This window comes from Streptomyces abyssomicinicus (assembly GCF_008974245.1).
Classification (GTDB): domain Bacteria; phylum Actinomycetota; class Actinomycetes; order Streptomycetales; family Streptomycetaceae; genus Streptomyces; species Streptomyces abyssomicinicus.
The window spans coordinates 800981-815766 of sequence record NZ_BBZI01000006.1 but is presented as its reverse complement, the minus strand read 5'-3'; the positions used below and the strand labels follow the sequence as shown (position 1 = coordinate 815766).

Annotated in this window: 11 protein-coding genes and 1 pseudogene; 5 read left to right on the top strand and 7 right to left on the bottom strand. The window is 70.2% G+C overall.

Going from position 1 to position 14786, the window contains the following annotated elements:
* Nucleotides 1-105 precede the first annotated feature (105 nt).
* Nucleotides 106-974: pseudogene (locus tag GBN72_RS11025) on the bottom strand (IS5 family transposase).
* 281 nt (nt 975-1255) lie between these two features.
* On the opposite strand from GBN72_RS11025, the gene GBN72_RS11020 reads away from it, so the two are divergent.
* Nucleotides 1256-2055, top strand: a protein-coding gene (locus GBN72_RS11020) for an IS5 family transposase (protein WP_439959764.1) whose coding sequence is annotated in 2 segments (ribosomal slippage) — nt 1256-1604 and nt 1604-2055 — 801 coding nt in all. Because the reading frame shifts where the segments join, the coding sequence is not laid out codon by codon here.
* 844 nt (nt 2056-2899) lie between these two features.
* On the opposite strand, the gene GBN72_RS11015 is transcribed toward GBN72_RS11020, so the two are convergent.
* Complete coding sequence (locus GBN72_RS11015; RefSeq protein WP_151771523.1) at nt 2900-3292, bottom strand: hypothetical protein; 393 nt, start codon at nt 3290-3292, stop codon at nt 2900-2902.
* Nucleotides 3293-3890: 598 nt separating this feature from the next.
* Here GBN72_RS11015 and GBN72_RS11010 point away from each other — a divergent pair.
* Entirely contained in the window at nt 3891-5309 is a 1419-nt protein-coding gene (locus GBN72_RS11010; RefSeq protein WP_151771522.1) for an ATP-binding protein, read from the top strand.
* A gap of 327 nt (nt 5310-5636) precedes the next feature.
* Here the strand turns inward: GBN72_RS11010 and GBN72_RS11005 are convergent, their stop codons facing one another.
* Together GBN72_RS11005 and GBN72_RS11000 are read right to left on the bottom strand one after the other, a co-directional pair.
* Entirely contained in the window at nt 5637-6029 is a 393-nt protein-coding gene (locus tag GBN72_RS11005; protein ID WP_151771521.1) for a PIN domain-containing protein, read from the bottom strand.
* Nucleotides 6026-6292, bottom strand: coding sequence for a hypothetical protein (locus GBN72_RS11000; RefSeq protein ID WP_151771520.1), 267 nt, complete (start codon nt 6290-6292; stop codon nt 6026-6028). Before GBN72_RS11000 ends, GBN72_RS11005 begins: the two co-directional genes overlap by 4 nt.
* Before the next feature lie 436 nt (nt 6293-6728).
* Here GBN72_RS11000 and GBN72_RS10995 point away from each other — a divergent pair, with 436 nt between their 5' ends.
* Nucleotides 6729-7718 (top strand): ArsR/SmtB family transcription factor, encoded by a 990-nt coding sequence (locus tag GBN72_RS10995; protein WP_151771519.1) that lies wholly within the window; start codon nt 6729-6731, stop codon nt 7716-7718.
* Between the two features lie 40 nt (nt 7719-7758).
* Here GBN72_RS10995 and GBN72_RS10990 read toward each other — a convergent pair whose 3' ends face one another.
* The gene (locus GBN72_RS10990; protein WP_151771518.1) at nt 7759-8211 is read right to left on the bottom strand and encodes a VOC family protein; all 453 of its coding nucleotides are present in this window, start codon (nt 8209-8211) and stop codon (nt 7759-7761) included.
* A gap of 329 nt (nt 8212-8540) precedes the next feature.
* Between GBN72_RS10990 and GBN72_RS10985 the strand changes: the two genes are divergently transcribed.
* Nucleotides 8541-9092, top strand: a complete 552-nt coding sequence (locus tag GBN72_RS10985; RefSeq protein WP_218042043.1) for a P-loop NTPase family protein — start codon at nt 8541-8543, stop codon at nt 9090-9092.
* 71 nt (nt 9093-9163) lie between these two features.
* Here the strand turns inward: GBN72_RS10985 and GBN72_RS10980 are convergent, their stop codons facing one another.
* Nucleotides 9164-10837: a serine/threonine-protein kinase gene (locus GBN72_RS10980; protein ID WP_151771516.1), complete on the bottom strand. Its 1674-nt coding sequence runs from the start codon at nt 10835-10837 to the stop codon at nt 9164-9166.
* A 250-nt stretch (nt 10838-11087) separates the two neighbouring features.
* On the opposite strand from GBN72_RS10980, the gene GBN72_RS10975 reads away from it, so the two are divergent.
* The gene (locus GBN72_RS10975) at nt 11088-12122 is read left to right on the top strand and encodes a hypothetical protein (RefSeq protein WP_151771515.1); all 1035 of its coding nucleotides are present in this window, start codon (nt 11088-11090) and stop codon (nt 12120-12122) included.
* Nucleotides 12123-12284: 162 nt separating this feature from the next.
* Here GBN72_RS10975 and GBN72_RS10970 read toward each other — a convergent pair whose 3' ends face one another.
* Entirely contained in the window at nt 12285-14705 is a 2421-nt protein-coding gene (locus GBN72_RS10970) for a glycosyl hydrolase family 8 (RefSeq protein WP_151771514.1), read from the bottom strand.
* Between the last annotated feature and the right edge of the window lie 81 nt (nt 14706-14786).

Below are 14786 nucleotides of genomic sequence, written 5' to 3'. Positions count from 1 at the left end.
TTCTCCGCTAGTGGTCCGAGAGCGCCCTGACCAGACATGCTTGGGGCGCCCCGGCAGGACTCGAACCTGCGGCCAAGCGCTTAGAGGTCGTTTTCGCCCGATGTTTCATCCCGGTATCAGCTGCTTGGTCTGTGGTGTCGGGTCGCGCCAGGAGATGGTGTTCTCGCCGGTGAGGCGGCGGGCCATGAGGTCTGTCATGGCGAGGTGGACCATGGCTTCGGAGCGGACAGGCAGGGTTTCGTAGTCGCGGGCGAGGCGGCGGTGAAGCATGAGCCAGCCGTAGGTGCGCTCGACCACCCACCGCTTCGGGATCGGGGTGAAGCCCTTGGTCCGGGTGCGCGTGCGCTGATCTCCATGTCGACGCCGAGAGTGGCAGCATGTTCGACGAGGTGCTGGCGGTAGCCGCCGTCGACCCAGACCTTGCGGATGCCGGGGTGCTCGGCGGCCACCTGGTCCAGGAGACGGGTGCCGGCCACGGAATCCTGCACACTCGCCGCGGTGACCAGCACCGCGAGCAGGAGTCCGAGCGTGTCGGTGACGATGCTCCGCTTGCGTCCCACGATCTTCTTTCCGGCGTCGGTGCCCTGACTCGAGGCGGGGACGCTGGTAGACGTCTTGATGCTCTGGGCGTCGAGCACGCAGGCCGATGGCTCGCTGCTTCGCCCTTCCTTCTCCCGCAGGAGTTGCCTGAGCAGACCGTTGAGCTGGGCGAATACGCCGTCCCGCTGCCACTTGGCAAAGTAGCCGTAGACCGTGTTCCAGTGCGGGAAGTCGTGCGGGAGGTAGCGCCACTGAACACCGGTGCGGTCCACGTACAAAATCGCATCCATGATGTCGCGCAGGTCATGTTCCGGCGGTCGGCCGAAGTCCAGGGCCCTGCCGCGGCGCTCGAAGCGCCAGGCCGAAAGCACTGGCTCGATCAACTCCCAGCGGGCATCGGACAGGTCACTCGGATACGGGCGTCGCGTCGGCATTTTTCACACGTACCGCCGCGGACCGAGTGCGCCCAGGCGCACAGCGACGACAACGGAAGCACGCGGCCGCCAAAGCCGGGCATCCTGGGATGAGACAGGCGCAAGACACTGCCCGCCTCATCCGCCACCCCACCTGACCAGCAAGACACAACCCGCATTTCCAGCACCGCGAGCACCACAACCCGGCGGACTGAAAACCGCTGGATACGCGGGCAGGCCAGGCGAAAACGACCTCTTACAAGTCATCTCATTTGGCGGGGTAGGCTGCTGCCGTGGTGGGGATTGTTGAGCGGCTGGTGCCGGATGAGCTGTGGGAGTTGTTCCAGCGGGTGGTGCCGGAGGCGCCGTCGCGACCGCAGGGCGGCGGCCGGCGTCGTCACGGCGACCGTGAGGTCTTGGTCGCGATCGTGTTCGTGGCGACCTCGGGCTGCACGTGGCAGCAGCTGCCGGCGGCTTCGTTCGGGCCGTCCGGGGCGACGGCGCACCGCCGGTTCACCGAGTGGACGAAGGCCCGGGTGTGGGCCAAGCTGCACCGCCTGGTCCTCGATGAGCTCGGTGCCCGCGGCGAGCTGGACTGGTCGCGGTGCGCGATCGACTCGGTCAACATGCGGGCCCTAAAAAGGGGGACCTGACAGGTCCGAATCCTGTCGACCGGGGCAAGTACGGCTCGAAGATCCATCTGATCACCGAGCGCACCGGTCTGCCCCTGTCCGTCGGCATCTCGGGCGCCAACGTCCACGACAGCCAGGCCCTGATCCCGCTCGTCAAGGGCATACCGCCGATCCGGTCCCGCCGAGGACCCCGCCGGCGAAGGCCCGGCAAGCTCCACGCCGACAAGGGTTATGACTACCGCCACCTGCGGCAATGGCTGTCACAGCGTGGCATCCAGCACCGCATCGCCCGCAAGGGCGTCGAGACCTCACAGCGACTCGGCCGACACCGCTGGACCATTGAACGCACCATGGCCTGGCTCGCCGGCTGCCGCCGACTCCACCGCCGCTACGAACGCAAGGCCGAGCACTTTCTCGCCTTCACCAGCCTCGCCTGCACCCTCATCTGCTACCGCAGACTCGCCAAATGAGATGACCTGTTAGAAGGCGCCTGCTCCACCCGCTGAGCTGTGCAGGCTGACCTGCGACAGCGCGGAAGCTTCTGACTATGCCCCGCCAAACCGAGGGTATACGGGACTTGTGGATGCTCGCGCCGGTCCCGAGATCTGGACGTGCATTCTGAGCGGTGGCCAGGCGTCGGAACTGGTCGCTGGCGTCCATGGAGACCGCGAGTGAGCGCGAGCGCTGTGCTGCTCTGCGAGTTTCGGTGCGGTGGCACGAGCCTGATGCGGGCGCTCGTAGAAGTTCCGCAGACTTCAGGCGTGTGCGGGCGCTTCCGGTTAGCGTTGGCGATCTTCGGTCTTCTTGTGCTTTGTCGCGCATCCCGTGCTGGGATGGTGCTGGGATGCGCTCTCATTTCCGCAGGTCAAAGCCTTGTGATGGAGTTCCGCTTCAACGTGTAGCGGGTGCCGTGGCTCTGCCTCGGCCGCGTTGGCAGACACGCAGGTCGGAGGGGTCGGTCCGGTTTCGGTCCGGCCCCGTCGGCGTTCCCGGTGCTGGCTTTCCGCTGGTTGGCGTGGGGGGCGGTCGGACAGCGAATTTGCTCGGTCACCAGGGCCCACGTCAGTTTGATCATGCGTGGAACGTGCGTACGGAGGCGGGTGGCGGGGAGTACGGGCGGCGAGAGCAGGGGTGGGGTATGACCCTTGAAGGGGCACGTCGTTGGCCGCCGCGTCTTAGCAGCTCGGGGTCTGCCACGGTTGCAGGGTCGGCGAGGTCTTCCCTCGCACCCAGTCAAGCCACGCATATCCGCGGGTCAACGTCGGCGCGAGCGTACTGCAGGGCCTCCGCCGCCACGACGCGCAATGCGGTGCGTCAGGCCGCAGCTTTACCAGGGACTTCATCCTCGTCCTCCGATGAACCACCCCGCTCGTAACCCGACACGACGATCTCGCGGCCGTCCTTGAGGCGCCTCCTGTGCGGGACGACATTGTGCCTGTCGGGCGATTTCCGCTGCTCGGTCCCCTCCGCGGAGTCGGCCGCCGAGTCGACACTCTTCGGGCCTGTGGTGCCCTCGGCGTGTCCGGAGAACTCGGCTTCGTTTTCTGCCGTGCCGCGCGGGGCAAGGACTCCGACCACGACAGCCATGCCTACAGTCGCCACTGCGGCTTTGGCGAAGTGGATTGTCCTGGGGTGCTTGTCGACCCAGTCCTTCGCCTTCTCGCGGAAGGTGGTGGGTTCGCCGTCCTCGGGAGTGGAGTCAGTCACAAACACAGATCTACCGGACTCATCCCTCGCCTGTCAGGTAATCACCTGACATCGCCCGATCAGGGTCCGTGGCGCTCGTACGTCTTCGCGCGCTCGCGAAGATGCAGGTGTTCGTCGGCGTTCTGGCGTGGGTGCGCTCGTGGAGCGTGCGTGGTGGTGTTTCCTGCGATGGGGCCCGAATGCGGCCGATCATGGCCCTGCGCTGACGCGTTCGTTGGCGCGGTCGGGCTCGATCATCGGTAGTCGTCGAGGACCTGGTGCCAGGTGGTGCAGGCTGTGTCGAGGTCGTGCGTCCGACGAGGGAGGCCGGGCGCCGGTGCTGGGCCGTACCGTCGAAGCGCCGCCAAGGGATGTGGAGTGGCTCCGGCTGATGCAGCGCGACGCGGTGCCGGGCACCCCACGCGGACCGAGCCCGGTCCTACGTCCCAACCGAGTGTCGTTGGGGTGACGGGGCCCGGCCCACCAAGACGATCGTCGGTGCCAGCAGTGCCAGTGGTGCCGATCAACGTGTCGGCAGTGGATGTCGCGCCACTCCGCTTTCATATTGCTAACATCAACGTTACTAACATCAAGGTCAGTAACGTCGGAGGTCAATGCCATGGCGGACTTCGTGGGGCGCCTGCAGGAGCTGGCGACGCTGGACCGGGAGTTGGGAAAGGTGGCCGCCGCGGCCGGGGGTGAGCGTCCCGGGCGGTGCGTGATGCTGCGTGGGCGACGTCGGGTGGGCAAGTCGCGACTGGTCGAGCGGTTCGTGGAGCGGAGCGGTGCGCCGTTCCTGTTCTACGCGGCCACCGGCGCCTCGACGGAGAGCGATCTGGCTCGACTGGCCAGGGATGCGCAGGCGTCGACACTGCCTCTCGCCGGCCTGGTGGCCGCAGCGCGGCCGGAGAGCTGGGACACAGCGTTCGACGTCCTGGCCGCAGCTCTTCCTGCCGACCGGACGAGTGTGCTGGTCATCGACGAGGTGCCGTACTTGATGGATGCCGACGGAGCGTTCGAGGGGATGCTGCAAAGAGCCTGGGACCGTGTGCTGGAGGCCAAGCCGGTGCTTCTGATCCTGATCGGCTCGGACCTGTCCATGATGGAGGCGCTGAACAGCTACGGACGCCCCTTCCACCAGCGTGGACGGGAGATGGTGCTGGGACCGCTGAACCCCGCCGAGGTCGGGCGGATGCTGGGGCTGGGACCCGCCGAGGCCTTCGACGCGGCGCTGGTCACCGGCGGGCTGCCGCTGATCTGCGCGGAATGGCCGCACGGCGCGGGGCTGTGGGACTTCCTCGGCGAGGCGCTGTCCGATCCGGTCTCGCCCCTGCTGGTGTCCGCCGAGCGTTCGCTTGCCGCGGAGTTCCCGCCCCAGGCGCAGGCCCGTGCGGTGCTGGCAGCCGTCGGCAGCGGCGAGCGCACCTTCACCAACATCGCCCGCGCGGCCGGCGGGATCGGCGCCACCCCGCTGCAGCGGTCGTTGGAGCTGCTCGCCCAGAAGCGGATCGTCGCTGGAGAACTGCCGGTGTCCACGCGTCCGTCCAAGGACCGCCGTTACCGGGTGACCGATCCCTACCTGCGTTTCTGGCTGCACCTGCTCGGTCCGTCCATGGAGGAGATCGAGCGGGGGCGGGGTGATCTGACCATGGCGCGGATCCGTGAGAACTGGACGAGCTGGCGCGGACGGGCCATCGAGCCGCTGGTGCGTGAGGCTCTCGCCAGGATCCTGCCCGACGACCGGCTGCCCGCGGCCCCCGCCATCGGGGGTTACTGGACGCGGACCAACGACGTCGAGATCGACATCGTCGGTGCGGACCGGGCCCCCATCGCCAAGGAGTTGCGGTTCGTCGGTTCCGTCAAGTGGCTCGAGCAGTCACCTTTCGACAAGCACGACCTTGCGGCGCTACACCGTCACCGGACCGCGCTCACCGATGTACCGATCCCGGTCGTGGCGGTGTCCCGGAGCGGAATCGACTGCGTGGGACTCGATGCCGCCTACGGTCCTGAGGATCTTCTGAGGGCCTGGCCGTTGTGACGAGGGCCAGGTGCAGGATGTCGAATAACCCCCGTGGTCCGGCCCGCGTGCTGGTTGGCTGCTGGTTCCCTGTCGACCCGTGGGAAGTCTCCGCAGGCGGCGGCCCGGCGCCCGCCGTTCCGTTTCAACGTTTAGCGGCGGCGATGGCTCGGCTTCGGTCGAGCCAACAAGTTCGCAGGTCAGCGGGGTCGGTCCGACTTCGGGCCGACCCCGTCGGCGTTGCTGGTGCTTTGCTGGTTGGCGTGGGGCGGTTCAGGGCGTGCCCGGGTCGTTCGTTGACGTGGCGCTGACCCTCCGGCAGGGTGTCGGCCGGAGTGTCACGGGTGGTCAGACGGTGCGGATGACGGGAGCGGGCTTGATGCCCTGGGCGTCGATGAGGGTGCGGATGTCGTCCGGGTCGGAAGTCCAGACAATGGCGCCGAGGGTGGCCGCCATGACGACGACGGTGGCGTCGACGACATCGGCAGTGCCCGCCTTGCCGCAGAGAATGCCCGCCGCCTTGGCGGTCTCCAGTCCCACGGACACGACGTTGCATCCGGCGAGGAATCGGCCGAGCCGGACCTGGCGCCGGGAGTCCCGCCACGCCTGGCTCACGACGACGGAGGGGACATGGATGTCGCGCCCGTCCTCCAAGGCCAGGTGATGGCGGGCCCACATGCGCCGGTCACCGTTGTCGATGGCGATGAGCGCACCGGCGTCGTACAGGTAGGGGATGTTCACGCGGCAGAGGCCCCCGAGGTGCTGAGATACTCGGCGTCGGCGTCGGCCATTTCGGCGCGGGCGGCGGCGAGCTCTTCGAGGGTGAAGGCGCTGTTCTGCGCCTGCCACTCCTGCACCACGGCCCGTCCGGCGCGTAGCCGCAGCTCGCGCTCGGCTGCTCCGGCGACGAGCCGGGACAGCGGGATGCCTTCTTCCTCGGCGGCGCTTGCCAAGGCCGCGACCAAGGACTCATCGAGGGTGATCGTCACCTTCTTGGTAGCCATACGAACACCATACTCCGGTGTGGCGCCGTGTGGGGTCGGACGCCTGCTGGTCGGTTGCTGGTTCATGCGCCCTTGCCGGCCGTCTCCGCAGGTGGCCGCCCTCTGTGCGGCGTTCCGCTTCAACGTTCGGCGGGTGTCGTGGTGCGGCTTCGGCCGAGCTGGCACATGTGCGGCTCGGCGGGGTCGGTCCGGTGGTGTGTCGGCCCCGTCGGCGTTCCCGGTGACGGTCTGCCGCTGGTCGGTGTGCGGTGGTGCTCTTCGGGCGGGGCGTGGGAGGTCGGCCGGTCCTGGGCGTGTTCCGCACCGCGGTGTACCGCCGCCACGTCCAGGTCCGTCCGTGGTGTCCGGGGGAGTCCAGTGATTCGAGCCGCGAACCGTTGTGCGGAGCCGGGCTGTGCCCGACCGGTCGGGCCGTGCCGGCGGTAGCCTGCTCGGCGTGCCGCAGAAGTATGTCGAGTTCCGCCTTGCTTCGGAGGACATCTCCACCGTCCGATTCGGCGTGTCGCCGGGGCACGAGATCGTCCACGCGGTGCGGACCCTCAGTCGGCCGCAGGAGCAGCCGCTCCAGTGGGGATGGCTGCGGGCCGTTCGCGGCGATGTCCCGCGGGAGTCCCTCGAGTTGCTGCGCCTCGTCGTGGGCGAAACCGGGTACGCGCCCGACCTGTTCACGTCGGCCGCGTCGTGGGATCTCACGCCCGCGGATGAGATCGAGCGGCTGCGACAGGCGCCGCTCGAGCCGATCTCGGTCGACCTGCGCAAGCGCGCGGTCCGCAGCGCAGGCGTCGCGCGGGCCGTGCTCGAGAGGATGGCGGACGATCCCGCGAGCATCCGCGCCACGATAGTGCGCCACGTCGAGGCGCTCTGGGAGGCCGCACTCGCGCCGTACTGGGCGCAGATCGAACGCATTCTGCACGCGGACATCGGCTCCCGGGTGCGGCGGATGACCGCGGACGGTCTGGCCGGGATGGCGGCCGATCTCGGCGAAGCTGTCGAGTGGAGCGCCGACACCGGCTTCGACACCGTGCGCGTGCGGATGGAACGACACGCGGAGATCGTCGACTGCCAGGGGCGGGGCCTCGTGCTCGTGCCGTCGTTCTTCGGCCGCCATTGCGCGGTGCTCACGGAGCCGCCCGCGCAGCCGACGCTGTTCTATCCCGCGCTCGGTGTGTCCGAGGCGTGGCACCGTGCCGATGCGACGGACGCGCTGACGGGCCTGCTCGGGGAGAGCCGCGCCGCGGTGCTCGTCGCGCTCGGCGCGCCGCTGTCGACGACGGAGACCGCGGAAGAGGTCGGGATCGCGGCCTCCACCGCGTCCCACCACCTCGACGCGCTCCGTGCCGCGGGGCTCATCGCGTCCCGGCGCGCCGGGCGGCGTGTGCTGCACGCGCGCACGCCGCTCGGCGATGCGCTCGTCCACCGCGTCTGACGCGGTGGACGGGCGCATCTGGGGGCCGGCGCCGCGGTGGTCACCGCCCGGGAACGGGGTCCGGTCCCGCGCCGTGCTCGGCGACGTACGCCTCCGGCCCCTGCTCGGCGGCCTGGGGGTCCATGTGGAGGAACTCGAGGATGTTGCCGTCCGGGTCCTCGAGGGAGCGGCCGTACATGAACCCGTGGTCCTGCGCGGGGCGCGGCTCGCGGCCACCCGCGGCGACGCCGGCGTCGACGGTCTTGTCGACGTGCTCCCGCGAGTCGCGCGAGAACGACACCAGCACCTGGGCGACCGTGTGCGGGTCGGCGATCTGCTTGTCGGTGAACTGCGAGAAGTGTCCGTGGGTGAGCACCATGAAGCTCGTGTTCTCGTCCCAGACGACGCACGCGGCGTTCTCGTCGGTGAACATCGGGTTGATGTCGCAGCCGAGTGCCGTGTAGAAGGCCTTGCTGCGCTCGAGGTCGGTCGTGGTGAGGTTGACGAAGATCATGAGGTCCCCTGAGATCGGACGGACGGGTCTTGTGGTTGCCGGGATCAGGCTGGCACCGGAGTCGTCGGCATCCCATCGATTCGACGTAGGTCGAAAGGTCGGCCGGCCGACGGGACGGGGATCGGAGGGACTGGTGCCGTGCCGGTGCCGCGGGCCCCGCTGTCCGCCCCGAGTACTGGTCGGCCGCCGGTTCGGTGTCCGTCGAGCGCGCGTCCGGGCGGTGACCGGGCGGGACCGGGCGGTGGCTGGGCGGTGGCTGGGCCCTGTGCGCGATGTTGCGCTTCAATGACAGGTCGGAGCGACGGTCCGGCCGGAGGGGGCGTGAGGCAGTGCAGCGGGTCTCGGTGGTGGGATGTTCCGGATCGGGCAAGTCGACGCTGGCGCGGCGGGTCTCCGGCATCCTCGGCGCACCTCACATCGAACTGGACGCCTTGCACTGGGGGCCCGACTGGTCCGCCGCTTCGGCTGAAGAGCTGAGCGAACGGGTCCGGCGGGCGACCGCGGCCGACGCCTGGATCGTGGACGGCAACTACCAGAGCAAGATCGGCACCCTGGTGTGGGAACGGGCGGACACCGTCGTGTGGGTGAACCCGTCCCGTTGGCGGGTGATGTGGCGCTCCGTGAGCCGAACCGCGCGGAGGGCGGCGACCGGCCAGGAGCTGTGGAGCGGCAATCGTGAGAGCTGGCGCGGCCTGCTGTTCTGGCGCGGCGAGGATTCGATCCTGTGGTGGGCGTGGACCTCGTACCCCGGCGTGCAGGAACGCTACGAGTCGGCCATGCGCGATCCGCGCAACCGTCACCTCGTCTTCCATCGGCTGAGGACGCCGAAGGAGGTCGAGCACTTCCTGGCGGCCCTCGCGCGAGACCGGCCGGAGCGGTAGCGGGCGCTCGCTCTCGGGGCTGAAGGCCGCGGGGCCCGCCCGGTCCGGTGCGGGCCAGGTCCTGACGGCCGCTACGCACCGAGGTCCGGGGCCCACCGACCGCCGGCGTGCCGGGTGAGTGCGGTGATCAGGGCATGGTGTTGCGGTTCGGGCAGCGGGCCGAGGACGCACAGCGGCTGCCAGTGCCCGGTCCGCGGCCGGGGTGGACGGGGGCGGGCCGGCCCCGCGGGGGGCGAGGTGCCGGCCGGTGCGCCGTCGGCCTCGTACCGGATCTGGAGCACGCCGTACCGGGGGCCTCCGGGGAACTCCGTCACGTACCCCAGCGTGCAGCTTCGCACGTGGCCCCAGGCGTACGTCCGGCGTCCCGTCGGCCCGGTGGTGGGTGTGGATCGGCGCGGGTCGGTGGTGGTGATGCCGTCCTCGTCGATCCGGAGCGACCAGGGGCCGGTGTGCCGGGCCGTGCGGTAATGCCGCTGCCAGGCCCGGCTTCGCCTGATGAGCCATTGGCCGTACAGGACGGCCAGCGGGACGGTCGGCAGGGCGAGCCATGCCAGCACTTCGCCGTCCGCGTTGAGTTGGCCCTGGTCGACCCACATGAAGGTCATCGGGATCAGCTGGCCGAGCGCCGCCAGGGTGAGGGCCGCGAGGGTCATCCAGTGCCACAGCCGTGGCTGTCGGCGGCGGTAGGCCACGTACTGGGAGACGGGTTCTCGGCCGGTCCAGGTGACCTCGAACGCGTCGTGCGGGTTCGTGCGGGTGCTCGCGCCGGTGCCGGTGCCGGTGCCTGCGTCGGTGCCGGTGCCTGCGTCGGCCGTTTCGTCCCGGTGGGGGAGCCGGTCGGTGAGGGGCCGGGTTGCCGTGGGCGGGACCAGGCGTTCGGTGTCGGCTTCTTCCGGGGAGGCGTCGGCGAGGCCTCCGCCGGAGCGGAGGCGTTCTACTCGTTCATGGACGGCCGCCGCTGTCCGGGGCCGTTGCTCCGGGTCGCGTCGCAGCAGGTCGGCGATGAGCGCGGCGACCGGCTCCGGGACGTCCGGGCGCAGGTCGCGCAGCCGACGGGGCTCCCCGTCGAGTTTGCGGCGGATGACCGAGAGAGGGCTGCCTTCCCCGAACGGCGGCTCGCCGGTGAGCAGGGCGAAGAGGATGCCACCCAGTGCGTAGAGGTCGGAGCGGTGGTCACCGCGTTCGTCCAGGAACTGTTCCGGCGCCCCGTACAGTGCGGTGCCGACCGGGGGCAGCTCCGCGGTGGGGACGACGGTGAAGGTGTGGGTGTGGGTGAACCCGGCGATGCCGAAGTCCACGACCTTCACCCGGCCGTCGGAGGTCAGCATGACGTTGGACGGTTTGATGTCGTAGTGGACCACCTCGGCCCGGTGGGCGGCGACCAGGGCCGCACAGATCTCCTGGGCGATCTCCAGCGCCCGTGCCGGCGGGAGCGGGGCGTGCTCGTGGAGGTGCCGGGCGAGGGTGGTGCCGGCCACGTGTTCCATCACCAGGAACGGGCGTCCGTCGTGGATGCCCCGGTCGTAGAGCGAGACCACGTTGGGGTGGTTGATCTGGGCGGCTGCGACGGCCTCCCGCTCGAACCGGTGCAGCAGGTCGGGTGCGTCGTCGTCGCGGACCAGGAGCTTCACGGCCACGTCGCGGTGCAGGTCGCGGTCGCGGGCGGACCACACCTCGCCCATGCCACCCCGGCCCAGCCGCTCCCGCATGTCGTACCTGCCCGCGATGCGCGTGCCGCGCTCCATCCCTGCCCCCGGTGAGGTGCCGTCGGAACCATCCTTGACGGTTGTCAGTCTGACCAATCACGTCGGTGGCGCAACACCGGTTCCTGGTAAGCCAGTTCGGGAAACCGGCCGGTACTGCGGCGGGCAGGGAGCACCGCGAGGCGTTCGAGGCTGTCGCAGGCCGGGGTCGGGGCGGCCGTGGTGCACTCGATCGGGTGGGACCACCCTGTCTCCGGGCACGAGGTGAGGGCGGGTGGATAGCTTCGCGCGCATGGGATCGCGTGCGCATTTTCTCGTCCACGAGGCAGGCCGGTGGGAGCGGTACTACGCACACTGGGGCGCCGAGGGCCTGGCCCTCGATCTTCTGCCCGGACCGCGGCCGGCCCTGCGTTTCGTTCGGGGGCAGGAGCAGTCGAACGACTGGTGGCACGATCCGGCCTGGCTGGAGGGGTGTGCACTCATCGACGTCGACCGGCGGGTGCTGTCCTTCGACGCTCCCTGTGGAGACCCCTCCTACCGTGCCGCGCTGCTCGCCGTCCTTGCCGAGACCTGGGCCGGGTGGCACGTCGAGTGGGCGTACTTCCGACTGGCGGGACTGGTGGCGCTGGCGGGGCGGGCCGGTATGGATCCGGGTGACGCGCGTCCGGAACCGGTCCCCGTGCATGAGGCCGGTGGCCGGGACCGGCAGGACGGTCCGTCCACGGTGCTGAGCATGGCCGACGGGGCGTCCGTGTGGATCGGCGGGCTCGTGGAATCCCCCGAGCGTGTTCTGTGCCGGGGAGGCTCCTTGCTGGTCCGGGATCCCGCTCTCCTGCGCCCGGTCGAGGTGTGGAAGGGCCGTCCCACGCACGGTCTGCATCTCGATCTCGTCCGGCGCACGGGGGGTGTGTGGACCTCGTCGAGCATGTGCGGGATCACCGAGGACACGTTCCCCGACCTGCCGTCGTGGCCGGGATGGAAGTGGCAGTTCTGGGGCGACGACGCGGGGCGGCACGCGGCGTGCCTGGCCGAGAGCGAACCGGCCGCCGAACTGGTACTGCCCGCGCTCGATCACCTGTCGGGCCTGCGGCGGCTCGCTGCCGACTTCGCCGAGCACCAGCAGCGGGACAGCGCGACGCGGTCGATCGGCGCGCTGCTCACGGTGATCGAGGCGATCCGTGGGGGCGTCGTGGAGGAGGGCGGGAAGGCGGACGTGGTCGTCGACAACGCGATGGCACACCGGCCCGGTGATCTCACCGAGGCGGAACGGGCACACGCGTGCGCGGCGATGGACCTGGTGGAGAGCCGCCTGCGCGGCAACGGCTGAACGTGTGCGGCCGGGCAGGCGGCCGGGCGAGGGCGGAGGGCGCTGACGTGCGGGCAGAGGGGTGCGCCCGGAGCGGCAGGTGTGGGGCCCTGCGCTCCGGGCGCGTGTGGGGGGTGGTCGGGTGCCGGACGGCGGTGCGGCCGGACGGTCGGGCGGTGCGGGTCAGCTGGTGAAGGTCAGGTGGTTGATGCTGACCGGGCCGGTGGTGGTGAGGTACACCGTGTGGGTGCCGGTCGGCTTGGGCCAGCAGGTGTTGGACTTCAGGTGCCAGGCGCCGTTGCCGTCGGGGTAGACGGTGCAGGCGGGGCCCGAGGTGGCGCTGTCGAGCCGGACCTGGAGGTTCACCCCGGAGGCGGAGCCGGCGGCCCTGAACTTCACGCCGCCGGCCCCCGCGGCGCCGAAGACGACGTCGTTGAGGACCAGGCGGCTGCCGCTGCCGGTGAGGTCGACGACGGTGCCGCCGTCCGCGGTCCGGGTGGTGACGCCGGTGGCCGAGTCGTAGCTCTCGGCCTCGATGACGGCGTAGGCGTCACGGTTGCGGGGGGTGTCACCACCGGTGGCGGTGGCGGTGGCCTCGCCGGACCAGGCGGAGTCCCCGGCCGCGTTGGTGGCGCGGACGCGGTAGGTGTAGGCGGTGCCCGCGGTCAGGCCGCTGTCGGTGTGGGTGGTGGCGTTGGCCGCCGGTGAGGCGAGCGCGGCCCAGGAGCCGCCGCCGGTGCGGCGTTCGACGCGGAAGCCCGTCTCGTTGGTGGAGTTGTCCGACCAGGTCAGGGTGATCTTCCCGGCGCCGTTCGGGCTCGCGGCCGGCGCGGAGGGCGCGGCCGGGGTGCTGGTGGACGGCGGCGGGTCGGTGGGCGTCGTGCCGCTCGGCTGGTGGATCCGGAAGTTGCCGCTCGCGTGCAGCAACGCCATGTAGGTGAGCAGGCCGTCGTAGTACCGGTACTGGCCGGTCGGCGGCTCCAGGTTCCAGAGGGCCTCGACGAACTTCCAGGCCCTGGCGTCGGTGGCCGCGAGGGACGCGGCGCCGTTGGAGGCGATCAGACCCGGGGAACGGTCCGAGGACAGCGAACTGCCGGACAGCGAGTACTGGTTGACGTAGGCGTTCATGCCCTGGGACTCGAAGAAGCTCTGCAGGCGGTCGGTCCGGGCGGTGGCGGAGGAGTCGGCGGCCCACCAGGCGTGGTCCACCGACCAGTTGACGGAGGTGCGCCAGGCGTCGAACCGGAAGTCGCCGTGGTTGCCGGTGTTGTTGGGGCTGCCGCTGAACTCGGCGTAGTCCGGGTTGAGGCCGGTGGTGGCGTTGGTCGCCTTGGTGAAGTAGGCGCGGCTGGTCTGGGCGGCCTCACGCCAGAACTGCCGGTCCGCGGTCTGCCGGCCCTGGTAGCCGTCGGCCCAGCGGGCCCACAGCTCGTAGAAGGCGGGCAGGTGGTAGGACGGGTCGGAGAACTTGGCGCTGTTGGCGTACGGCACGAAGACCGGCATCTTCTGCGTGTGGTCGAACATGTTGGTGACGCTGTCGACGACGCCGCCGTTCATGTCCTCCTTGTGCAGCATCGTGTCCAGGACGCTGTTCGCCTCGGCCGTGTAGTCGTAGATGCCGGTGCCGTCACCCCAGCGGTGGCCGGCGAAGAACAGCGCGGTGGCCATGTACTCCTCGCCGTCGGTGGCGGGGTTGTTGTCCTGGCAGGAGCCCGCGGTGGTGGCCTCCCAGCAGAAGTACCCGGCGCGTGCGCCGCTCTTGTGCCGCATGTAGGTGGTGGCCCAGTTCCACAGCGCGTCGAACTCGGCCTTCTTGTTCATCTGGACCGCGATCATCATGCCGTAGCTGATGCCTTCGGACCGGACGTCGTCGTTGCCGGTGTCCTTGATGTAGGCGAGCGCGCCCTCGGCGTCCGAACCGGCCGGGTAGTACAGCCGCCTGGTGTCGTCGGTGCTCGTGAAGAGCGACGCCCAGAAGGCGTCGAGCTTCGCCTTCACCGCGGCGTCGGTGAGGCTCGGGTCCCACTCCTGGAAGAGGTCGCGGTACTTGCCGCTGGTGAAGGCGCCGGTGGTCGGCGGAACGGGTGCCGGGGGCGGCGGCGGGGTCGCGCCCTCGTAGGAGAGCTGGTACTGGTCGATCCGGGTGTCGTTGCTGCCGTTGTCGGTCTCCAGGGTGAACCGGATCTCCGCCGGACCCGGCTGGGCGACGTCGAACACGGCCTGCTTCACGCTCCAGGAGGTGCCGGTGAAGCTGAGCGCGGAGGTCTTCTGCCCGCCGACGGAGACGGTGATCCCGGCCGGGTTCGAAGCGCTGGAGGACCCCGTGACGTCGATCCGGTAGCGGCCGGCCTTGTCGAAGGTGTGGGTGGCCGAGGTGGCGTCGCCGTTGCAGTAGTAGACGGCGTGCGTGGCCGCGAAGCTGGTGCATCCCGTTTTGGTGGTGCTCTCGGCCTGGGTCGTCGACAACGGGGTCGCGGCCTCGGCCTCCGACGCGGGCAGCACGGTGGGGGAGAGAAGCCCGACGAGCAGTGCCGCCGGAGCGGCGGACACGGCCAGGCGGGAGAGGGACGAGGGGGGCCCGGAACGGCCACGACGCAGGCGCACCTGCTGCTCCTCACGGTGGGGTGGGCGGTGGGGGTGAAGGCGGGGGACGACGGCCGGGGTCCGCGGTGGGACCGTCGGACG